The organism is Flavobacterium sp. KBS0721, assembly GCF_002007065.3.
Classification (GTDB): domain Bacteria; phylum Bacteroidota; class Bacteroidia; order Flavobacteriales; family Flavobacteriaceae; genus Flavobacterium; species Flavobacterium piscis.
The window spans coordinates 5,846,558-5,867,608 of sequence record NZ_CP042170.1 but is presented as its reverse complement, the minus strand read 5'-3'; the positions used below and the strand labels follow the sequence as shown (position 1 = coordinate 5,867,608).

General features: G+C 33.3%; 21 protein-coding genes and 1 tRNA gene. 16 read left to right on the top strand and 6 right to left on the bottom strand.

The window, feature by feature from the left end; translation table 11 throughout:
* Window positions 1-187 precede the first annotated feature (187 nt).
* On the top strand, window positions 188-592 hold the full coding sequence (locus B0M43_RS24380) for a thioesterase family protein (protein ID WP_065451228.1): 405 nt from the start codon (window positions 188-190) through the stop codon (window positions 590-592).
* A gap of 31 nt (window positions 593-623) precedes the next feature.
* Here B0M43_RS24380 and B0M43_RS24375 read toward each other — a convergent pair whose 3' ends face one another.
* From B0M43_RS24375 to ribD, 3 genes are all read right to left on the bottom strand, one after another.
* The gene (locus B0M43_RS24375; RefSeq protein WP_078005753.1) at window positions 624-1,256 is read right to left on the bottom strand and encodes a YigZ family protein; all 633 of its coding nucleotides are present in this window, start codon (window positions 1,254-1,256) and stop codon (window positions 624-626) included.
* A gap of 222 nt (window positions 1,257-1,478) precedes the next feature.
* The gene (locus tag B0M43_RS24370; RefSeq protein WP_065451230.1) at window positions 1,479-2,081 is read right to left on the bottom strand and encodes an HAD family phosphatase; all 603 of its coding nucleotides are present in this window, start codon (window positions 2,079-2,081) and stop codon (window positions 1,479-1,481) included.
* Window positions 2,074-3,123, bottom strand: a complete 1,050-nt coding sequence (gene ribD / locus B0M43_RS24365; protein WP_078005752.1) for a bifunctional diaminohydroxyphosphoribosylaminopyrimidine deaminase/5-amino-6-(5-phosphoribosylamino)uracil reductase RibD — start codon at window positions 3,121-3,123, stop codon at window positions 2,074-2,076. The genes B0M43_RS24370 and ribD overlap by 8 nt, the downstream gene beginning before the upstream one ends.
* A gap of 106 nt (window positions 3,124-3,229) precedes the next feature.
* On the opposite strand from ribD, the gene B0M43_RS24360 reads away from it, so the two are divergent.
* From B0M43_RS24360 to prmC, 3 genes are all read left to right on the top strand, one after another.
* Window positions 3,230-3,715, top strand: a complete 486-nt coding sequence (locus B0M43_RS24360) for a GNAT family N-acetyltransferase (RefSeq protein WP_078005751.1) — start codon at window positions 3,230-3,232, stop codon at window positions 3,713-3,715.
* Between the two features lie 7 nt (window positions 3,716-3,722).
* A complete protein-coding gene (locus B0M43_RS24355; RefSeq protein ID WP_078005750.1) occupies window positions 3,723-4,532 on the top strand; it encodes a hypothetical protein in 810 nt (269 codons plus the stop codon).
* Between the two features lie 83 nt (window positions 4,533-4,615).
* A complete protein-coding gene (prmC, locus tag B0M43_RS24350) occupies window positions 4,616-5,482 on the top strand; it encodes a peptide chain release factor N(5)-glutamine methyltransferase (protein WP_078005749.1) in 867 nt (288 codons plus the stop codon).
* Between the two features lie 201 nt (window positions 5,483-5,683).
* On the opposite strand, the gene B0M43_RS24345 is transcribed toward prmC, so the two are convergent.
* On the bottom strand, window positions 5,684-6,928 hold the full coding sequence (locus B0M43_RS24345) for an ABC transporter permease (protein ID WP_065451235.1): 1,245 nt from the start codon (window positions 6,926-6,928) through the stop codon (window positions 5,684-5,686).
* 204 nt (window positions 6,929-7,132) lie between these two features.
* Between B0M43_RS24345 and hisS the strand changes: the two genes are divergently transcribed.
* The 11 genes from hisS (at window position 7,133) to B0M43_RS24290 (ending at window position 17,607) form a co-directional block, all read left to right on the top strand.
* A complete protein-coding gene (hisS, locus tag B0M43_RS24340; RefSeq protein ID WP_078005748.1) occupies window positions 7,133-8,560 on the top strand; it encodes a histidine--tRNA ligase in 1,428 nt (475 codons plus the stop codon).
* 372 nt (window positions 8,561-8,932) lie between these two features.
* Window positions 8,933-9,003: transfer RNA gene (locus tag B0M43_RS24335), tRNA-Trp, on the top strand.
* Between the two features lie 548 nt (window positions 9,004-9,551).
* Entirely contained in the window at window positions 9,552-10,130 is a 579-nt protein-coding gene (locus B0M43_RS24330; protein WP_065451236.1) for a nucleotide exchange factor GrpE, read from the top strand.
* Window positions 10,131-10,211: 81 nt separating this feature from the next.
* On the top strand, window positions 10,212-11,324 hold the full coding sequence (dnaJ, locus tag B0M43_RS24325; RefSeq protein WP_078005747.1) for a molecular chaperone DnaJ: 1,113 nt from the start codon (window positions 10,212-10,214) through the stop codon (window positions 11,322-11,324).
* Window positions 11,325-11,486: 162 nt separating this feature from the next.
* On the top strand, window positions 11,487-12,410 hold the full coding sequence (locus B0M43_RS24320; protein ID WP_078005746.1) for an ABC transporter ATP-binding protein: 924 nt from the start codon (window positions 11,487-11,489) through the stop codon (window positions 12,408-12,410).
* 84 nt (window positions 12,411-12,494) lie between these two features.
* Window positions 12,495-13,811, top strand: coding sequence for an ABC transporter permease (locus tag B0M43_RS24315; RefSeq protein WP_078005745.1), 1,317 nt, complete (start codon window positions 12,495-12,497; stop codon window positions 13,809-13,811).
* A gap of 109 nt (window positions 13,812-13,920) precedes the next feature.
* Window positions 13,921-15,084 (top strand): sigma-54 dependent transcriptional regulator, encoded by a 1,164-nt coding sequence (locus tag B0M43_RS24310; RefSeq protein WP_065451240.1) that lies wholly within the window; start codon window positions 13,921-13,923, stop codon window positions 15,082-15,084.
* A 101-nt stretch (window positions 15,085-15,185) separates the two neighbouring features.
* The gene (locus B0M43_RS24305) at window positions 15,186-15,851 is read left to right on the top strand and encodes a DEAD/DEAH box helicase (protein ID WP_078005744.1); all 666 of its coding nucleotides are present in this window, start codon (window positions 15,186-15,188) and stop codon (window positions 15,849-15,851) included.
* 118 nt (window positions 15,852-15,969) lie between these two features.
* A complete protein-coding gene (locus tag B0M43_RS24300) occupies window positions 15,970-16,188 on the top strand; it encodes a putative signal transducing protein (protein WP_065451243.1) in 219 nt (72 codons plus the stop codon).
* A gap of 75 nt (window positions 16,189-16,263) precedes the next feature.
* Complete coding sequence (locus B0M43_RS24295) at window positions 16,264-17,067, top strand: Cof-type HAD-IIB family hydrolase (protein ID WP_078005743.1); 804 nt, start codon at window positions 16,264-16,266, stop codon at window positions 17,065-17,067.
* A 12-nt stretch (window positions 17,068-17,079) separates the two neighbouring features.
* A complete protein-coding gene (locus tag B0M43_RS24290; RefSeq protein WP_078005742.1) occupies window positions 17,080-17,607 on the top strand; it encodes a GNAT family N-acetyltransferase in 528 nt (175 codons plus the stop codon).
* 102 nt (window positions 17,608-17,709) lie between these two features.
* Here B0M43_RS24290 and B0M43_RS24285 read toward each other — a convergent pair whose 3' ends face one another.
* Window positions 17,710-18,228: a hypothetical protein gene (locus tag B0M43_RS24285; RefSeq protein ID WP_065451486.1), complete on the bottom strand. Its 519-nt coding sequence runs from the start codon at window positions 18,226-18,228 to the stop codon at window positions 17,710-17,712.
* Between the two features lie 503 nt (window positions 18,229-18,731).
* Between B0M43_RS24285 and mtaB the strand changes: the two genes are divergently transcribed.
* Window positions 18,732-20,066, top strand: a complete 1,335-nt coding sequence (gene mtaB / locus B0M43_RS24280) for a tRNA (N(6)-L-threonylcarbamoyladenosine(37)-C(2))-methylthiotransferase MtaB (protein ID WP_078005741.1) — start codon at window positions 18,732-18,734, stop codon at window positions 20,064-20,066.
* A gap of 171 nt (window positions 20,067-20,237) precedes the next feature.
* Here mtaB and B0M43_RS24275 read toward each other — a convergent pair whose 3' ends face one another.
* Window positions 20,238-21,050 carry a hypothetical protein gene (locus tag B0M43_RS24275; protein ID WP_078005740.1) on the bottom strand — a complete coding sequence of 271 codons (813 nt, stop codon included), beginning with the start codon at window positions 21,048-21,050 and terminating at the stop codon, window positions 20,238-20,240.
* Window position 21,051 lies beyond the last annotated feature (1 nt).

Below are 21,051 nucleotides of genomic sequence, written 5' to 3'. Positions count from 1 at the left end.
AGATTCAGATAAATTTTTTTATTATTGATAAAGATTCTCCTAATAAAAAAGGAGCAATTTTATTCCGTATTTCGGGATAACAAATATGTGAACAAATTTCTGTAAAAAAAAATATTTTGGCCTCTAATTTTATAAAAAAAAGTTGTAAGTGAACTTTTTAAATTTAATTTTTTTTAATATATAACTAATGAAAAATCATCAAACGCAAGTGCGTGTTCGTTACTCAGAAACCGATCAAATGGGAGTCGTTTATCACGGAAATTATGTCCCTTATTTTGAGATCGGACGCGTGGAATGGCTTAGAGATAAAGGGATTTCGTATAAAAGTATGGAAGAAAGCGGAATTGGTTTGCCAATAGTTTCGATGCAAATAAATTATAAAAAATCTGCACGTTATGATGAGCTTCTTACAATTCATACTACTTTCAAAAGTCAATCCTCAGTCAAGATTGAATTTGACTGTGAGATTTATAATGAAGCGAATGAGTTATTAACAACTGCTGTGTTTATTTTGGTATTTATATCGTTAAAATCAGGTCGCCCAACTGCTCCTCCAAATTATATTTTAGAATTGTTTAAAACACTTGAATAATTGTTAAAATGAGATAGCTTTTTATATCAATTTATATAATTTCAATATCGATTTCAAACATTAAATCAAAAATGTCGAATACTGATTCGGCATTTTTTTTGCGTGTTTTTGTCTTGATTTTGCCAATTGGTAAACCTGAATCTTCATCGATTTCCATTTCCTGAGACGTAATTTCAAGTTTTTTTTCTTTGATGACCCGCATTACTTTGTTCATGTTTTTGTAATCAAAAGAAATTAAAAAATGAACATCAATTGTTTTTTCGACAATCCCACAAACTTCAAGAGTCATTTGAGCTGTTGTTTTATAAGCAGCGATTAATCCGCCGACACCTAATTTTACTCCGCCAAAAATTCGAACAACCACTACAAGAACGTTTGTTAGTCCAAAAGATTGTATTTGTCCGTAAATTGGTGCTCCGGCAGTATTGCTTGGTTCGCCATCATCATTGGCACGATACGAAATTTTAGGAGCTGTGCCCAATTGATATGCGTAACAATAATGCACCGCATGCGGATGTTGCTTTTTTAAAGTTTCGATGATGGGTTTTACTTCGTCTTCGTGTTCTATAGGAAAAGCATAACCAAAGAACTTGCTTCCTTTTTCTTTAAAAAGCACTTCTTCAGATTCAAAAGCAATGGTATTATAAGTGTCGTCGTATTTCAAAAGTAAAATTCTAAATTATGTTTACTATTTTTTTTAACAGAGTTGATTTTACCGCAAAGTTCGCCAAGGTTTTATTGTTAACTGTTTGTTTATAAGCTTAAAAAGTTCGCAAATCTAAATCAATACAAAGCTTTGCGAACTTTGTATTCTTAATTCGTTAAAATCTTCGCGAACTTTGCGTAAATCTTTGCGCCTTTGCGGTAAATTCTCTCCAAATTCAATTTACAATATCTTTTTCTCAAATAAATCTACAACATCTTCCTGTCCAACTTGTAAATTCCAAACATGAAGACCTAAAGCGGCGGCAGCATCTGTGTTTTCTTTTTTGTCATCAACAAACAAAGTACGTTTTGGCGATAATTCATGTTTGTTAATAATATATTGATAAGCTTCCGGATTTGGTTTTCGCATTCCAATTTCAAATGAAAAATAGACTTTTTCAAAACATTGATAAAAATCGCTGTAAAATGAAATTCCGTTTGCGTTTTCGAAAGTTTCAATATGAATAGAATCTGTATTGCTCAATAAAAACAATCGGTATTTTTTTGAAAGCATTTGAAGAAACTCTAATCGATACAAAGGAAAATCTGCTAAAACCGCATTCCATGCTTTTAAGATTTCTTCTATCGAAGCATTTGGTAATTCTTTCTGAAAACCAGCCAGAAAATCATCATACGATATATCTCCGGTTTCAAACAAAAGATTCAAACGATCCAGTTCTGCATTCCATTCCGTCATGCCTAATTGCTGCAATCCCGAAATGGTAGCTTGTTTGTTTAAATTGATAAAAATATCTCCAAAGTCAAAAATTATAGTATCAATCATGATTTCTAATGTTTAGCAATTCATCGCTCTGAATGTTGGTTTTAATTGGATTTTTCATCTGAATCATTGGCGCTTTAGTTCCTTTTTCAAAAGAAATGTTTCCTATAAAAATTCGGGCTTCATCCCAAATATTCTCATCTATAAAAGATTGCAAAGTCTGCAATCCGCCTTCAATTATAATAGACTGAATTTGGTTTCGATGTAAAACAGCCAAAATCTGCGGTATTATATTTTGATTAAAATCAATTACTTCAAAGTTAGTGTTTTCTGCCGAAAGGTTGGTTTCAGATTTTGTAAACACGATGGTTTTTACCGTATTATCAAAGACAAAACTGTCTTTTGGGATGCGATTGTTTTGATCTAAAACAACTCTTACCGGATTATTTCCTGACCAGTCCCTGGTATTTAATTTCGGATTGTCGTCAATGATAGTTTGTGTTCCTGCTAAAATAGCTTGTTCTTCGCTGCGCCATTTATGAACCAATTGCCTTGAATAGGTATTTGTAATCCAAACCGGTTTGCGATCCTGATCAATTTCTTTTTCTGGAGATAGAAAACCGTCCTGACTTTGGGCCCATTTCAATATTATATAAGGTCTTTTTTGCTGATGAAAAGTAAAAAAGCGTTTGTTGAGTTCGTTGCATTCTTTTTCTAAAACACCAACTGTTACATTGGCTCCGGCGGCAATTAGTTTTTTGATGCCGTTTCCTGCTACTTTTTCGTTAGGATCAACCGTTCCAACTACAACATTTGGAATTTGGTGTTCTATGATCAAATCGCAGCAAGGAGGCGTTTTGCCAAAATGACTGCAAGGTTCCAGGCTTACATAAATTGTAGCTTTTTTTAATAATGATTTGTCTTTTACAGATCGAATGGCATTGACTTCAGCGTGCGGTTCTCCGGCTTTTTTGTGCCAGCCTTCACCTATAATTTGATTTTCGTAAACAATTACGCTACCAACCATAGGGTTAGGAAATGTAGTTCCAAAGCCATTTTCTGCCAAATTTATGCAGCGTTTTATGTATTTTTCATGTATATTCACGGTACAAAAGTAGTTATTTTTGTTTAGTTCGATGGTTAACGATATAGTTAAGAAACTATCAAAAAACTATTTTTACTTTTGTAATACAATACACGAATATATACATATGGAAAATTGGATTATCAGAGCAATTAAAAAAGAAGACAATCAGGCAGTTGCCCAATTAATACGATCGGTTTTTGATGAAATGGAAATTCCGAAAGTGGGTACAGCATACGAAGATCCGTATTTGGATTTAATGTTTGAAGAATATAACAAACCGCAATCAGTTTATTTTGTGGTCGAAAATAATAGTAAAATTGTAGGCTGTGCAGGAATTGCAAAGCTTGAAAATGGAGATCCTGAAATTTGCGAATTGCAAAAAATGTATTTCCTGCCAGAAACTCGTGGTTTAGGGATTGGAAGTAAAATGATGGAAAAATGTTTAGAGCAGGCAAAAGATTTTGGTTTTAAAAAATGTTATATCGAAACGATGCCTTTTATGCATGCAGCTCAAAAATTATATAAAAAATCCGGTTTTGAATATTTAAATGTTCCTTTAGGAAATACAGGGCATAGTTCTTGCCCAGTGTGGATGTTGAAAAACCTATAAGTTTACTATGAAAAAAATGATACTTCCGTTTTTAGTGTTCTCTATTTTGTTTTCCTGTAAAGACGATAAAGTAATAAAAACTCAAGGAGCTCAAACTCCGGTTAAGAATCAGGTTGTTAAAGATTCGGCTGTAAGTGATGAAGTTGTTGTAGAAGAGGATGTTAAAAACGATTTTGAAATTTTGTTACCAGATGGTTACAGAGATGATCAGGGGCAGAACCCGGCTAATTCCTTGAATAAAGACTGGATTGATTTGTTTGAGCAAAATGGAGTTTATTATTTAGGAAAAACTGACTTTACGATCGAAAAGGGATATGATGAATGTGTTGGAGATTCTATAAGATCAATTGTTTCTAAAAATAAATCGATTTTGTTTATGGATTATCCGAAATTGAAGTTGGGAAAAATAAAGTCTTTGAAATTGGATAAAAATAAAATCTGGCCAGGCGAAAAAGTAACTTTGAAATTCGAGAATGCTGATTATGTGTTTAGAGCTGAAGGAAAAGTACTTTCGACTGAAAAAAGAATTTTAGATGATAATAAAGAGGAAATTTATAAAAAAGTAGAAAACTATAAGTTGTTTTTAAAAACTAATAACGGCCCTGAAAAATTGCTTTTGCAAGTAGAGACTTTCAATGATACTTTTGTTGAATTGCTTTTTGCCGGAGATATTGATAATGATGGTAAACTGGATTTTATTTTTGGTGCCAACAGAGATTATGAAGAAACACGCGTGATATTATTTCTCTCTTCGAAGGCTGAAAATGAGGAGCCGGTAAAAAAAGTTTCTGAGTTAGCTATTCAGTTTGATTGCTAGAATCGTAAACTAAATTGATTGTTGAAAAAAAAATAGATTAAAATATTTGCTTAAAAATTGAGGCATTAAAAAATAAACTCAAAATGAGAATCAAACAATATAGAACTCAATTTATAAAAGAATTATCGCCTTTTTATGACGCTTATGAAGCGGAGAGTTTTTTTTATTTAATATTAGAGGACAAACATAAATTACGTCAGATAGATTTGGCATTAAATCACGAATTGACTTTTTCGGAAAGTGATTTTGCTGTCTGGGATTTATTATTAGCGCAATTAAAAAAGGAAGTTCCTATTCAGTATTTGTTGGGGAAAACTAATTTTTACGGATTGGATTTTGAAGTGAATGAAAATGTTTTGATCCCAAGACCGGAAACCGAAGAATTGGTAGAATGGATTGTCAATGAAAATTCAAAAGTTGATAAGTCTAAAACAATTAAAATTCTGGACATAGGAACCGGGAGTGGCTGTATTGCAATTTCATTGGCAAAAAATATTCCGAATGCTCAGGTTTATGCGATGGATGTTTCAAAAAAAGCTATAGAAACAGCGAAGCGAAATGCTGTAAACAATAAAACGGATGTTACTTTTATTCTTCAGGATGTTTTGAATGCAGAAGAATTGAAATGTAATTTTGATATTATAGTTTCGAATCCGCCTTATGTGCGTAATTTAGAGAAAGAAGAAATCAAGAAAAATGTGCTGGATTATGAGCCCCATTTGGCGCTTTTTGTAGAAGATAGCGATGCCTTGGTTTTTTATCGAAAGATAGCTGCATTGGCTCAAAATAATCTGTTAGAAAACGGGCAATTGTATTTTGAAATCAATCAGTATCTTGGATGTGAAATGAAAGATTTGTTAGAAAAAATGAATTTTGAAAACATCGAATTGCGAAAAGATATCTATGATAATGACCGCATGATTTTTGGTAAGGTTTCGAAAACTTTATAGTTTTTTTAAGTATTACCTAAGTTTTAAAAAAATAAAAACTTCTAATTTAGCCCCGATTGCAGTGGAAATCCTTTTGTTTTTTTTCTTTAAAAAAATAAAAGATTGAAATGAAAAGCGGGACAACTGGTCTTTTGAATGATTGATTTCTGCTTCAAATATTTAAGAAACCAAAAACTGAAAACTGTGACTGAAAACTGAAAACTATTCGTAACGCAAAGCTTCGATAGGATCTAGTTTTGAGGCTTTTATAGCAGGATATAAACCCGAAACAATAGCAACGGTAAAACTAGTTGCAAATGCTGCAAAAATAGCAACCCACGGAATCACGAATGCAAAACTCATTGCAGTTGCAATGGCAAAGCCTAAAAGTATTCCGATTATAATACCAATCAAGCCCCCAATTTGTCCTATAAGTAAAGTTTCGATAAAAAACTGAAAAGCAACTGTTGATCTTTTTGCTCCTAAAGCTTTACGAACGCCAATTTCGCGTGTACGTTCTGTAACCGAAACGATCATGATATTCATTAAAGCGATTGAAGATCCTAAAATGGTAATAACGCTAATGATCCAGGATGCCCAGCCTAAATATTTTGTGATGCCCAAAATACGGTTGATTAAATCATCGCTACGGCCAATTCCGAAATTGTTGTCGCGCGTTGGGCTTAATTTTCGTACGCGGCGCATGGTGCTTGTTGCATTATCGATGGCTTCGTCCAGCAATTCTTTTTTAGCCACCATTACGCTCATTGTATAATTGATATTTGGTGCAGTAAATAAAGAACGTGCTACCTGAATTGGAATTAAAACACGTAAATCCTGACTGTTGCCAAACGTTGATCCTTTTTCTTTTAGAACGCCAATAACTTTAAAACGCGCGCCACGAATGGAAATTATTTTATCTAGTGGATTTACATCTTTTAATAATCCTTTTTCGAAATCTGATCCTACCACACACGAATAGGTATTGTTATCGACATCGAATTGATTGAAACTACGGCCCAGATTTATTTCTAAACCCGAGTTGGATATGAAATGTTCGTCGACACCCAAAATCTGAATTTCCGGATCGGTTTTTTTGTCTAAGTATTTAACTTCTGCCGTTCTGGTGGCTGTAAAGGATAAAGAAGTTTCGGTAAAAGGATATTTGTATTTGTTTTTGAAAGCAACAGCTTCAGGGTACGAAATAATTGGGTTTACAATTTCACGTTCGTTGCTTCCTCTGTTTTTAAGGTTGTTTTCGTATTGGTTAATGTTGAAAGTATTGGCTCCCATAGAAGCGAAATTGGTCGAGATAGTATTTTCGAGTGCTGTTACAACGGTTAAGATTCCCACCAAAGCGGTAATCCCGATAGCGATAATTAATACGGTAAGAATAGTACGCAATAATTGTGTTTTGATAGAACCAAAAGCAATTCGGATATTTTCTTTAAATAATTTTAGCATCATGACCAATTTGTCACGAAAATACGTTTTTTGTTACAAGTTTGTTTTCGAACTGGCATTATTTATTTTAAAAAATAAGATATTTGCAGACGATTTAGGATTCGAAGAAAATCTAAAATCTAAATATAATTAATATAAAAGAGCTTTTGGTTTTAGAATTTTTAAAAAGAATCTAAAATCAGAAGTCTAAAATCTAAAATAAAAAAGATGGCTTCAAAACCAAGCATACCACAAGGAACAAGAGATTTTTCGCCTGCAGAGGTGTCAAAACGTCAATATATTATTCAGACGATAAAAAATAATTTCGAGAAATTTGGTTTTCAGCCAATCGAAACGCCTTCGTTTGAGAATTCAGATACCTTAATGGGAAAATATGGAGAAGAAGGCGATCGTTTGATTTTTAAAATATTGAATTCGGGTAATTTTTTCTTTAATAAAAATAAAATTGAATTACCGGAATCTATCGAAGCGCTGCAAACTAATTCTGCCGAAACAATAGATTTGAATCAAAGAATTGAGTTGAATAAATTTACCGGAAAAATTTCGGAGAAAGCATTGCGTTACGATTTAACAGTTCCGTTTGCGAGATATGTGGTACAGCACCAAAACGAAATTGAATTTCCTTTTAAAAGATATCAAATTCAACCGGTGTGGAGAGCTGATCGCCCACAAAGAGGACGTTACAGAGAATTTTATCAATGTGATGCCGATGTTGTTGGTTCAAAGTCATTATGGCAGGAAGTAGAATTAGTTCAGTTATATGATACGGTTTTTACTTCTTTAGGTTTAGAAGGCGTAATAATCAAAATCAATAACAGAAAAATATTATCCGGAATTGCCGAAGTTATTGGAGCATCAGACAAATTGATCGATTTTACAGTAGCTCTTGATAAACTGGATAAAATTGGTGAAGATGGTGTGAAAAAAGAAATGATCGAAAAAGGTATTGATGAAAAAGCTTTGGTTAAAGTACAGCCGCTTTTTAGTTTTACGGGATCATTTGCAGATAAAATTGCTCAGCTTTCAGATTTACTAGCAGAATCTGAGGAAGGAATGAAAGGAGTACAGGAATTGAAATTTATTTGTGACAATGTGGCAACTTTAGGTTTGGCAACAGCGACTTTAGATCTTGATGTTACCCTTGCCCGCGGATTAAATTATTATACCGGAGCTATTTTTGAAGTTGCGGCTCCAAAAACGGTGTCAATGGGTTCTATTGGCGGCGGTGGAAGATACGATGATTTGACGGGTATTTTTGGTTTAAAAAATATGAGTGGCGTTGGAATTTCTTTTGGTTTAGACCGAATTTATTTGGTTCTGGAAGAATTACAGTTATTCCCTGAAACAGTTGCAGCAACATCAAAAGCATTGTTTATCAATTACGGTGATGCTGAGGCTTTGTATGCGTCGCAGGCCATCCAGGAATTGAGAAAAGAAAATATAAAAGTAGAATTGTATCCTGATAATGTAAAAGTAGGGAAACAGTTTCAATATGCAGATAAACGATTGATTCCGTTTGCAGTAATTGCAGGAGATCAGGAAATCGCTTCGAATTCTTATTCGCTTAAAAATCTTGTTTCAGGAGAGCAGGTTTCTGTAGATTTTGAAGGATTGAAGGCTGCTTTGTTGGTTTAATATTTTTAAAAGCAAAGTTTTTTAGCCACAGATTTACAGATTAAAATGATTTTTATTCGTGAATTCGTGGCGGAATTAACCGCAAAGTTTTTGTTTTACTTCAAGCATAGAAAACACAAAGTTCGCAAAGCCAGATAAACATAAAGCTTTGCGAACTTTGTGTTTTTATAAAACCTACTTTTAAAATCTTAGCGCACTTTGCGGTTAATTTCGCAAAGTTTTTGTTTTTGATAGAAAAGGATAACGTTCACAAAGCTTTGGGGTTGATTGTGTTAATAAATTATCAGCAATTATCTTGCTAAAATCTTTTTAAATCTGCCTGAAATAGTTGCCAGAGAAGAAAAAAAACTTTTAATTTGCCGACCTTAAGTTACGGGCGTAGTTCAAGGGTAGAATAGCGGTCTCCAAAACCGTTGATGGGGGTTCGAATCCCTCCGCCCGTGCAATTAAATTATTTTTTGCCGCAAAGAGCGCAAAGATTTTTATCTAAGAATATTTTAAAAAAAAACAAAGTTCGCAAAGCTAAATCAACATAAAGCTTTGCGAACTTTTATTTGAAAAAATTAACCGCAGAGAACACAAAGTTTTTTAAATTGTAAGTTTAGTAAAAACACAAAGTTCACAAACCTTTGCGAACTTACATTGTGTAAACACAACTTAAATCTTAGTGATCTCTGCGGTAAATTTTTCTTTCTCAAAAAAGCATAAAAAAAAGCTTCGTCTCTTAAGGCGAAGCTTTTTTTAATATAAGGTAAATTTGAATTAATAATTATTTTGAGGCCGAGGCCAACCCTTAAATTCAATTTTGGTGGTAATGATTTTTGTTTTACGCTACCAAAGATAAAATAAACTATAACGTAATAGTCTTAAATTTATACTAAAATTTAATTGTCTAATTTCGTTTTTTAAAAGACTCATAATTAATAAAGTGACAATTTGACATTTTATAAGATTTGGCAGTACTTTTGCAATCCAACAGAAAGAATAAAAAATGAAGTTTAAGAATATTTTTAAAAATAAAAGTGATATGACTACGGAAAATACAGAGTTCGATCAGGAATTAGATGATGCAACGTTAGAGAACAATGCAAACGGTGAACAATTAATTGTTGAAGAATTAAGTGTTGAAGAGCAATTAGCTCAAGACTTGGCAAAAGAAAAAGATAAATTCTTGAGATTATTTGCTGAATTTGAAAATTATAAAAAAAGAACTTCAAAAGAACGTATCGATTTATTTAAAACGGCAAATCAAGAGGTATTGTTAGCAATGCTTCCTGTTTTAGATGATTTTGACAGAGCAACTGTAGAAATCAACAAATCTGAAGATGAGAATTTGAAAAAAGGAGTGGAGTTAATTCACGAAAAATTGAAAAGCACTTTGGTTTCTAAAGGTTTAGAGCAAGTTGAAGTAAGAGCAGGTGATGCTTTTAATGCTGATTTTGCTGAAGCAATTACCCAAATCCCAGCTCCGTCTGATAAATTAAAAGGGAAAATTGTTGATGTTATTGAAAAAGGATACAAATTAGGAGACAAAATTATTCGTTTCCCTAAAGTGGTTATCGGAAACTAAAAAATACAGATAAAATATTCTGAAGATCAATTTTTTAAGTATTGGGATTTAGAATTTTTGATTTGCAATTTAACCTAAATTATGAAAAAAGATTTTTACGAAATACTAGGCATTTCAAAAAATGCTGATGCTGCCGAAATTAAAAAAGCTTACCGAAAAAGTGCATTGAAATATCACCCGGATAAAAATCCAGGCGACAAAGAGGCAGAAGAAAACTTTAAATTAGCCGCAGAAGCTTATGAAGTTTTAAGCGATCCTAACAAAAAAGCAAAATACGACCAGTACGGACACCAGGCATTTGATGGTTCCGGAGGATTTGGTGGTGGCCACGGCGGTATGAATATGGATGACATTTTCAGTCAGTTTGGTGATATTTTTGGTGGAGGATTTGGTGGTTTCGGTGGAGGCGGAGGCGGTGGCCCTCGTCGTGCTAAAGGAAGCAATCTTCGAATTAAAGTGAAACTTACTTTAGAAGAAATTGCAAATGGAGTTGAGAAAAAAGTAAAAGTAAAACGTAAAGTTCAGGCTAAAGGAGTAACATACAAAACATGTTCGACTTGTAACGGTCAGGGACAGGTAATGCGTGTAACCAATACTATTCTAGGAAGAATGCAATCTGCGTCAACTTGTCCTACTTGTGGCGGTTCTGGTCAGATTTTAGATAAAAGACCTTCTGAAGCAGATGCTCAGGGAATGGTTCAGGAAGACGAAACAGTATCGATCAAAATTCCTGCGGGAGTTGTTGATGGTATGCAATTGAAAGTTTCTAATAAAGGAAACGATGCTCCGGGAAATAGTATTCCAGGAGATTTAATTGTAGCGATTGAAGAACTGGAGCATGAATTCCTGAAACGTGAAGGTGAAAACATTCACTATGATTTATACATCAGTTTCCCGGAGGCAGTCTTAGGAGTTTCTAAAGATATCGAAGCCATTAACGGAAAAGTTCGTATTAAGTTAGAAGAAGGAATTCAATCCGGAAAAATCCTAAGATTAAAAGGAAAAGGTATTCCAAGTATTAACGGTTACGGAAGTGGTGATTTACTAGTTCACGTAAATGTTTGGACTCCAAAAACGCTGAATAAAGAGCAAAAACAATTTTTTGAAAATGCTTTAAACGACGAGCACTTTATTCCAAGTCCTGAAAAATCAGAAAAATCATTTTTCGAGAAAGTAAAAGATATGTTTTCATAAGTTCCACTTTTTCTGAAAAAGTAAATAAATTTAAAACCCATTCTATACAAAATTATAGAATGGGTTTTTTTATTAATAGTACAAAATTTCGTTAGTAATTATTTACTTTTACATTCTTAATACCACAATGGTTAAACCAAAGCAGAAAATCTTAAATATAGCATGAGCAACTTACTCGAAGTACATAAAGTCGTAAAAAAATACGGCGATTATGTAGCGCTTAACGAAGTTTCATTAAATGTACCAAAAGGTAGTATTTATGGGCTATTAGGTCCAAATGGAGCCGGAAAAACTTCCCTTATTCGAATCATCAATCAAATTACTTTACCTGATAGCGGCGAAATAATTTTAGATGGAGAAAAATTACAGCCAAAACATGTGCAGACTATTGGTTATCTTCCTGAAGAAAGAGGATTGTATACCTCGATGAAAGTTGGCGAGCAATGTTTGTATCTGGCACAAATGAAAGGACTTAGTAAAGCTGAAGCAAAAGCACAGTTAGAATATTGGTTTGACCGTTTGGGAATTCAGGGCTGGTGGAACAAAAAAATCCAGGAACTTTCTAAAGGAATGGCACAAAAAATTCAGTTTGTAGTTTGTGTGCTGCACAAACCAAAATTGCTAATTTTTGATGAACCTTTTTCCGGATTTGATCCTGTAAATGCAAATGTGATCAAAGATGAAATTTTGGCATTAAAAGAACAAGGTGCAACAATTATTTTTTCGACTCACCGTATGGAAAGCGTTGAAGAACTTTGCGATCATATTGCTTTGATTCATAAATCGAATAAATTAATCGAAGGAAAACTAAGCGATGTTAAACGTCAGTTTAGAACCAATAGTTTTGAGGTAGGAATTTTGACCAGCAATGTTGAAGGTTTGATGTACGATATCACGCAAAAGTTTACCGTTTCGACGGCAAGTTTTAAATCCCTGAATGATGATTTAAAATTAGATATCCAAATAGGAAATTCGACTCCAAATGAGTTATTAAATATCCTGACACAAAGAGGACAAGTAACCCATTTTGTAGAAAAAATACCAAGTGTAAACGATATTTTTATTCAGACTGTAACAGAGAAATAAATTCCAAAAAATAAATTCCAAATTCCAATTTCGGACGTTTTAAAGTTGGAATTTGGAATTTTTAAAATTGAAAAATTACGAAGAATGAGTATAATTTCATTAATTATTAAAAGAGAATTCATTGCAAAAGTCCGCAATAAGTCTTTTGTTGTTATGACTTTTTTAAGTCCGTTGTTGTTTGTTGCAATCGCTGGATTTATTGGTTATTTGAGTTCGATGAAAGCTGAAACAAAAAAAATCGCCATTCACGATGAGACAGGTTTGTTTGCGAATGATTTTGTAAAACAGAACAAAAAAGAAGCAGCCTTTAAATATCTAAATCTGTCTGAAATAGATATAAAAGCACTTAAAGATAGTATTACAAATGAAAATTTTGATGGTTTAATTATCATTCCAAAAACAAATAATTTAAAAGATTTAGAAAGTAAAATTGAATTTATTTCGAATAACAGTCCCAGTATTTCTTTTATCGAAAAAACACAAGATGTTATTGCAGAGAAAATTACAAAGATAAATCTCGAAACAGCAAAACTTGATACTCTAGCCATTCAAAAAGCACAATCTTCAGTAAATCTTCATTTGATAAAAGCTTCGGGAGAAGAAAGTCTAAAAGGATTAAATGAAATCAAAATAGGGATTGGCGGAGCTTTTGGTTATTTGATTATGATGTTCATTATCATTTACGGAAACATGGTGATGCGTAGTGTGATCGAAGAAAAAACAAACCGAATTATAGAAATTATTATTTCATCGGTAAAACCCTTTCAGTTGATGATTGGTAAAATCATCGGAACTTCGCTTGCGGGATTATTACAATTTATGATTTGGGCCGTAATTGGGTTGAGTTTAATGTTTGCAGCTTCGGCATTTTTTGGTGTAAATGTTGGCCCAACACCAAGAATTTCGCCTGAATTGATGCAATCAGCGCAAAGTGAAATGTCGGGAAGTGCTCAAATGTACATTAGCGAATTATGGAATTTGCCTATTGCCAGTATTATAATAGGTTTTGTTATTTATTTTATTGGAGGATACTTTTTATATAGTTCATTTTACGCAGCAATTGGAGCAGCAGTTGACAATCAAACCGATTCTCAGCAATTTCTTTTGCCTATTTTAATGCCACTAATTTTAAGTGTTTATATCGGATTTTTTACGGTTGTCAATGATCCTCACGGAACAATTGCCGTGCTATTTTCAATGATTCCGTTAACTTCGCCAATTGTAATGTTAATGCGACTTCCGTTTGGAGTGCCGTGGTGGCAAATAGCAATTTCGGTATCATTATTGTTTGCTACGTTTTTCCTTGTAGTTTGGTTCGCTGCCAAAATTTATCGTATTGGTATTTTAATGTACGGCAAGAAACCAACCTGGAAGGAATTGTATAGATGGCTTAAATATTAATTTTTTAAAGTTGCTAAGGTTCTAAGATACTAAGAGGCTAAGATTTCTTAGCTTTATAAATAAAAACCTTAGAGCCTTAGCAACTCAGAACCTTAGCACCTCAAAAAAAATGAGTAAAATACTAATTATAGAAGACGAAGCATCGATCAGAAGAGTTTTGGTGAAAATTTTATCAGAAGAAAATGATACGTATCAGGTAGAGGAAGCAGAAGATGGAGTTGCGGGTCTTGAAAAAATAAAAAACAACGATTACGATTTGGTTTTGTGTGATATCAAAATGCCAAAAATGGACGGTGTAGAAGTTTTAGAAGAAGCTAAAAAAATCAAACCTGAAATCCCGATGGTGATGATCTCAGGTCACGGCGATATGGAAACCGCGATTCATACCATGCGTTTGGGAGCTTTTGATTATATCTCGAAACCACCGGATTTAAATCGTTTATTGAACACCGTTCGTAATGCTTTGGATAAAAAACAACTTGTAGTTGAAAATAAAATCTTAAAGAAAAAGGTGAGTAAAAACTACGAAATGGTAGGGGAGAGCGAAGCCATCAGTCATATTAAACTAATGATTGATAAAGTTGCCCAAACAGAAGCCAGAGTTTTAATTACAGGACCAAACGGAACCGGAAAAGAATTAGTAGCACATCAATTACATGAAAAAAGCGAACGTGCTAATTTCCCTTTAATAGAAGTAAACTGTGCTGCGATTCCTAGTGAATTGATCGAAAGTGAATTGTTTGGTCATGTAAAAGGTGCTTTTACATCGGCAGTAAAAGATCGCGCAGGAAAATTTGAGGCCGCTGATAAAGGAACTATATTTCTTGATGAAATTGGAGATATGAGTCTTTCGGCGCAAGCCAAAGTGTTACGTGCTTTGCAGGAAAGTATGATTACCAGAGTAGGAGCCGAAAAAGATATAAAAGTTGATGTTCGTGTTGTGGCTGCAACCAATAAGGATTTAAAAACCGAAATTGCCGAAGGTCGATTCCGTGAAGATTTGTACCATCGTTTGGCTGTAATTTTAATTAAGGTTCCGCCATTAAACGAAAGACGTGATGATATTCCGGCTTTGATCAGGCATTTTGCTGCTAAAATAGCATCGGAACAAGGAAACGTGGTTAAAGTATTTTCGGCGCAAGCCATACAATTATTGCAGGAATACGATTGGACAGGAAATATCCGTGAACTTCGAAATGTAGTCGAAAGATTGATCATTTTAGGAGGAAACGAAATTTCTGAAACCGATGTAAAAATGTTTGCAAGCAAATAGATGCTTCGCGCAATAGGCTTTAAGCTTTAGGCTTTAGTCTATCAAATAGAATAAATAATTTTTGCTTAGAGCGTAGAGCTTAAAGCTTAAAGCACAAAAAGATGAAACTAAAAAAAATAAACGAAAAATTACAAGACGCATTAATCGAAAATGGTTTAACAGAAGCAAATGTTTTGCAGCAGGAAACTTTTTCGACGATAAAAAGTGGTGCAGATTGCATTATTCTTTCTCCGGCCGGAAGCGGAAAATCGACAACTATTGTTTTGAATGTTATTCAGCAATTGTCAGGTCATACTGAAGAATCACCACGCGCTTTGATTTTTGTTGAAGACAAAGCGAAAGTATTAGAAATGGAAGCACTTTTCGAAAAATACGGAAAATATTCTAATCTTGAAGTTTACGGCGTACACGACAAAGGTGATACAGATTATGATAAAAATTATATCTCGACAGGAATCGATGTTTTAATTGGTACACCCAATAAATTAAGCGACATGTTTACAACCGCAGGTTATAATGTAAACCGCTTGAAAATGTTTATTATAGATGATGCAGATCCAATGTTGAAATTACGTCACGAAACTAAAATCATGCGTATTTCGAACAGTATCACCAAAACGCAACGTCTTATTTTTGCTGAAACATTGACAGAACGCATCGAAATTCTGGCTGATAAAATGATGTTAGAGCCTTATTTATTTGATATGGACGAAGAAGGTGAAGAGGAGCTTGATGAGGAAGAAGATGATATTCAGGAAGAAGAGTAAGAAAGTCGCAGTTTTCAGTTTCAGTTTTCAGTGCTGTTTTGAAAAAAAACATTTTCAAAAAAATCTGTAAATAATATTACATTAGAAAATAAAATAATTACAAAAAAAACAGAATGTTATGGGATTAATGAAGGTATATTCAGGAAGTGAAGTATTGGCACTTGCTTTACAAGAAAGATTAGAACAAGCAGGTGTAGAAACTACAAAAAAAGATAATATTCAGTCAGCTCGTTTAGGCGGTTTTGGACAATCTGATTTAGCCGTTGAGGTATTTATTCAGGAAACAGATTTTGCAAAAGCAAATCCAGTTATCGAAGAATTCAGAATGAGTATCTAATGGAAGTTTTCAGTTTTCAGTCGCGGTTTCCAGTGGTTACTGAGACTGAAAACTGAGACTGAAAACTAAGAAATAATGCAATATAAAATGCTAGTGCTCGACATGGATGATACCTTGTTGACAGACGATCATAAAATTTCGGACCTAAATAAAAAAGTACTTCTTGAAGCGCAGGCAAAAGGCGTTCATTTAGTTTTGGCTTCAGGCAGACCAACATCTGCCATGACAGCTTACGCTAAAGAATTGCAGCTTGATTTGTACGACTCTTATATTATATCATTTAATGGTGCTGTAATTAGTACCGTAAAAGATGATTTGGTTTTGTTCGAACAATGTTTAACACCGGAACAAATTCATGATTTATACGATTATAGTGTAAAAATGAAAACGCATATTATTACCTATATTGATGGTGAAATTGTTAGCGAAACAGATTCTGAATACATCGACATCGAAAAAGAAATCACCGGATTGCCACACAATAAAGTACCTGATTTTAAAGCAGCAGTTACCAAACCTGCAGTAAAATGTATTTTATTGGCAGAACCTTCTTATCTCAAAGAAGTTGAAGGAGATTTAAAACTGGCAATGCCACATTTAAGTGTTGCAATGTCGAAACCCTTCTTTCTGGAAGCGGCTCAAAACGGAATTGATAAAGCAGCGAGTTTAAAACTTCTGGCTGAAAAGCTAAACATTCATCAAAGTGAAATTATTGCCGTAGGAAACGCAGGAAATGATTTAACGATGATCGAATATGCCGGACTTGGAGTTTGGGTTGACAATGTAACGCCTGAATTGCGTGACAGAGCAGATGTTATTGTAGCATCAAATAATAATGATGGAGTTGCTGAAGTAGTACAACGCTACATTTTAAACTAAATAATTCCTGAGATGAAAGATCCAATAGAAACAGAACGTTTAATACTTAGAGAATTTATTTCTACAGATGATATTGGAATGTTCGAATTGGAATCTAATCCAAATGTACATACTTATGTAGGGAATAAACCTATTACACATATTGACGAAAGTCGGGCTTATATTGAATTGGTTCAGCAACAATACAAGAATTTTGGAACAGGTCGTTGGGCTGTGATCTTAAAAGAAACGAATGAGTTTATAGGCTGGTCAGGAATAAAATTTATTACCAATGAAATCAACAATCATAAAGATTTTTATGAAATAGGATATCGTTTTATCGAAAAACATTGGGGAAAAGGATATGCTACCGAAGCTGGTAAAGCTTTTATAAATCACGCTCTTAACGTAATGAAAGTAGATGCGATTTACGCGTATGCAGATGCAGGAAATGAAAACTCAAGAAGAATTTTAGAAAAGCTTGGTTTGCAATACGTAAATTCTTTTGAATATCAAGAAGAATTGGAAGTTTGGTACGAACTAAAAAATCCAAACCTATAAAACCTAAGAAATGCGTTCCAAATCTTTGTAAACTTAATCTCGTTTAAGATTCACAAAGATTTGGAAAACAGCTCGTAGTTTTTCTAATATCTAAATATTAGATTATTTTTTAGCTACAGAAACAAAATATTTATTTCCGTCACCCATTGTAAGTTTTACACGCTCGTCGCAAAGATCGATTGCAAAATTCGCACTTTCGTAACAAGTACAAGTAGTGTTTTTGTCTTTAGACATTTCAGTTTTACAATTGTTGTTCTTAAAAGTTGACAATTGTGGTGTGTACAAACTAACTAAATCAGTAGAAGCTGTTACTAACGAAATAATACTTGCTGAATTATTACTTGTAATTCTGTAAACAATTCTATCAGTATAGTTTACTTCATTTACAGTTACTTTACGAATATAAGTGTAAGCTGTTGAGCCTTCACCCGGTTCTTTTACTTCAAATTTAAATCCAACCGCACGAATTGCAATATCAAATTGAGATTGAGAATTTAAGCTCGCCCAAGTTGTCAATGTACTAATAGATGGAAATGGATTAGCAGCTGGAGCAGCAGTTTGCGCTTGCGAGCTAAAAATGGTTAAGAACATCAAGCAGATTGTGGGTAAAAATGCTTTCATATGGAGTTTTAATTTATAATTTTTGCCTACTCTTTCTGGTTTTCGGCCTTCCCATTTTTTATAACAACAAAACAACAACATAACGAGGGAAAAACAAAATTGTTATGCGCAAATTATTGTTTAAATAATATAATTTTTGTTCACTGCTTTTGCAGGAAGTAAAATTATTTTTAATGAACGAATTAAACAAAGCTAAATGTAAGAAAATTTCAATTTAATACGCAAAAAAATGTATTTAATCGATAATATTTGCATTTAATCGATGTTTTTGTCATTTAATTCTTATCGAAAAGAAAACATCATTTTTACTAAAACAAAATTTTCATGGCTTGTGATCGCTAATTGATAGTTTTTTATAACAGTTTAAAATATTGGTTTGCTGCAAATTATTGATATATAGTATATTATTGATTTTATTTTAAAGAATATTGTACGTAAATTTGCAAACTCTTTAAAAGAGATGTAAATATAATATCTTACTACTTAAAACGTAGTTTATTCCCATGGAAAACAGAAAAAAAGTTGCCTTTTATACGCTTGGTTGCAAACTGAATTTTTCAGAAACATCTACAATCGCCAGAAATTTTAATGACGAAGGTTTTGATCGTGTTGATTTTGAAGAAATTGCAGACATTTATGTTATCAATACATGCTCAGTTACAGAGAATGCTGATAAGCAATTTAAGCAGGTCGTAAAAAAAGCAATGAAACTTAACGATAAAGCTTTTGTAGCGGCAGTAGGCTGCTACGCACAATTAAAACCAGAAGAATTAGCTGCCGTTGATGGCGTTGATTTGGTTCTTGGTGCTACCGAAAAATTTAAAATTACCGATTATATTAATGATTTGAGTAAAAATGACATGGGTGAGGTTCACTCCTGCGAAATTGCCGAAGCCGATTTTTATGTAGGTAGTTATTCTATTGGAGACAGGACCCGTGCTTTTCTGAAAGTTCAGGATGGCTGCGATTATAAATGTACTTATTGTACGATTCCGTTAGCAAGAGGAATTTCAAGAAGTGATGCTCTTGAAAATGTATTGCAAAATGCTAAAGAGATTTCGGCTCAAAATATCAAAGAAATTGTTTTAACCGGAGTAAATATCGGTGATTACGGAAAAGGAGAATTTGGGAACAAAAAACACGAACATACTTTTTTGGATTTAGTTCAGGCTTTGGATAAGGTGGATGGAATTGAGCGTTTGCGAATTTCATCTATTGAACCTAATTTATTGAAAAATGAAACAATAGAATTTGTGTCTAAAAGCAGAACTTTTGTACCTCATTTTCATATTCCGTTGCAATCAGGAAGCAATGATATTTTAAAATTAATGAAACGTCGTTATTTACGTGAAGTATATACAGAACGAGTAAACAAAATTCGCGAAGTAATGCCACACGCTTGTATTGGTGTTGACGTGATTGTTGGATTTCCCGGTGAAACCGATGAGCATTTCTTGGAAACGTATCATTTTCTTAATGAAATGGATATTTCATATTTACACGTATTCACGTATTCAGAAAGAGACAATACCGAAGCTGCAAATATGCCAGGAACTGTTCCTGCAAATGTTAGAGCAAAACGAAGCAAAATGCTACGCGGATTATCCGTTAAAAAACGTCGTGCTTTTTACGAAAATCAATTAGGATCTAACAGAACGGTTTTGTTCGAAAGTGAAAATAAAGAAGGATACATTCATGGTTTTACCGAAAATTACGTAAAAGTAAAAACACCTTGGAATCCGGAGTTAGTAAATACGCTGCAAGAAATTAATTTGACTAAAATTGATGAAGACGGAAGTGTTCGTTTAGATTTTATAAAAAAATTAGCGGAGGCTTAGAAGGTATTTTTAAGTATAGTATTTCGACCGAAGAAAGAAATCACACTAGAAATTCAGCAAAGAATATCGCTGATCTTTGTCGAGTCACGAGTGTGATTTGTTTCTTAGCTAAAAGACAATAAAAACAAAACGCCCTTTATTAAAGAGCGTTTTTGTTTTTTAATAGTAATGCTATTTTCGTTCTACTATTTCGATTCCATTATAATTCGGTACTTTACCAATTGATGCAGAAAAATGAAAAGGATTTGTAGACTTTACTTCATCTGTCTTATTTATTGAATCAATCTTCTTTTGATTGAAGAATTCGAATATTTCCTTTTTTTCTGTAATTCCTTTCAGACTTATTTTATGAGGTATAGTTTCGAAAGCATTATCTTCCCGGGATAGAGAATTCCAATCATTTTCGCTGACACCTATTCCTTCGCTTTTATGCTTATTGCTAACCATTAAAAGCGTGTCATTTTTTATATTTATAACTTTAAATAAAGTTTGAAAACTCTTATTTTGGGTAGCTCTTCCGTCGGGCGTTAATAACGTTGAATCCATATTAACTTTATAAACATCTCCAACTTTAGGATTTTTAAGCAACTCATTAATATGTGTATTAGTGTTTTTAAAAGACCAAAGTGAAAATAAACCATAAATAAGTGCTAATCCCAATATAATAAAAACAGTCACATGATTAATAAATTGAAAAAGAGAGTGTTTGCGACTGGCCTTAATGTCTTTTATACCATTCAGTATTCCAGGCGTATATTTTTTTTTGTCAAAATAAGGAGCATTGACTGATTTTATTTCATGACCACATTCGGTACAATGTACACTAGTCGGACTGCCCATTGATAGAAAAGGAATGATTGCCTTAGCATATCTCGAATATAATGTTACTTCGAGGCAACCTTTTTTTAAACAAACCGGACAAGTCTCATCGCTTAATCGTTTTGAGGTTAGAGCCTTAGTAACAATGCTAATAATGTAAAACATA

What these genes read in the sequence shown, in the direction of transcription:
- B0M43_RS24300 (WP_065451243.1), top strand. Translation starts at nt 15,970, where the DNA reads ATGGGATTAATGAAGGTATATTCAGGAAGTGAAGTATTGGCACTTGCT.
- dnaJ (WP_078005747.1), top strand. Translation starts at nt 10,212, where the DNA reads ATGAAAAAAGATTTTTACGAAATACTAGGCATTTCAAAAAATGCTGAT.
- B0M43_RS24360 (WP_078005751.1), top strand. Translation starts at nt 3,230, where the DNA reads ATGGAAAATTGGATTATCAGAGCAATTAAAAAAGAAGACAATCAGGCA.
- hisS (WP_078005748.1), top strand. Translation starts at nt 7,133, where the DNA reads ATGGCTTCAAAACCAAGCATACCACAAGGAACAAGAGATTTTTCGCCT.
- B0M43_RS24285 (WP_065451486.1), bottom strand. Translation starts at nt 18,228, where the DNA reads ATGAAAGCATTTTTACCCACAATCTGCTTGATGTTCTTAACCATTTTT.
- B0M43_RS24290 (WP_078005742.1), top strand. Translation starts at nt 17,080, where the DNA reads ATGAAAGATCCAATAGAAACAGAACGTTTAATACTTAGAGAATTTATT.
- B0M43_RS24355 (WP_078005750.1), top strand. Translation starts at nt 3,723, where the DNA reads ATGAAAAAAATGATACTTCCGTTTTTAGTGTTCTCTATTTTGTTTTCC.
- prmC (WP_078005749.1), top strand. Translation starts at nt 4,616, where the DNA reads ATGAGAATCAAACAATATAGAACTCAATTTATAAAAGAATTATCGCCT.
- B0M43_RS24275 (WP_078005740.1), bottom strand. Translation starts at nt 21,050, where the DNA reads ATGTTTTACATTATTAGCATTGTTACTAAGGCTCTAACCTCAAAACGA.
- B0M43_RS24370 (WP_065451230.1), bottom strand. Translation starts at nt 2,081, where the DNA reads ATGATTGATACTATAATTTTTGACTTTGGAGATATTTTTATCAATTTA.
- mtaB (WP_078005741.1), top strand. Translation starts at nt 18,732, where the DNA reads ATGGAAAACAGAAAAAAAGTTGCCTTTTATACGCTTGGTTGCAAACTG.
- B0M43_RS24305 (WP_078005744.1), top strand. Translation starts at nt 15,186, where the DNA reads ATGAAACTAAAAAAAATAAACGAAAAATTACAAGACGCATTAATCGAA.
- B0M43_RS24330 (WP_065451236.1), top strand. Translation starts at nt 9,552, where the DNA reads ATGAAGTTTAAGAATATTTTTAAAAATAAAAGTGATATGACTACGGAA.
- B0M43_RS24310 (WP_065451240.1), top strand. Translation starts at nt 13,921, where the DNA reads ATGAGTAAAATACTAATTATAGAAGACGAAGCATCGATCAGAAGAGTT.
- B0M43_RS24380 (WP_065451228.1), top strand. Translation starts at nt 188, where the DNA reads ATGAAAAATCATCAAACGCAAGTGCGTGTTCGTTACTCAGAAACCGAT.
- B0M43_RS24295 (WP_078005743.1), top strand. Translation starts at nt 16,264, where the DNA reads ATGCAATATAAAATGCTAGTGCTCGACATGGATGATACCTTGTTGACA.
- B0M43_RS24345 (WP_065451235.1), bottom strand. Translation starts at nt 6,928, where the DNA reads ATGATGCTAAAATTATTTAAAGAAAATATCCGAATTGCTTTTGGTTCT.
- B0M43_RS24315 (WP_078005745.1), top strand. Translation starts at nt 12,495, where the DNA reads ATGAGTATAATTTCATTAATTATTAAAAGAGAATTCATTGCAAAAGTC.
- B0M43_RS24320 (WP_078005746.1), top strand. Translation starts at nt 11,487, where the DNA reads ATGAGCAACTTACTCGAAGTACATAAAGTCGTAAAAAAATACGGCGAT.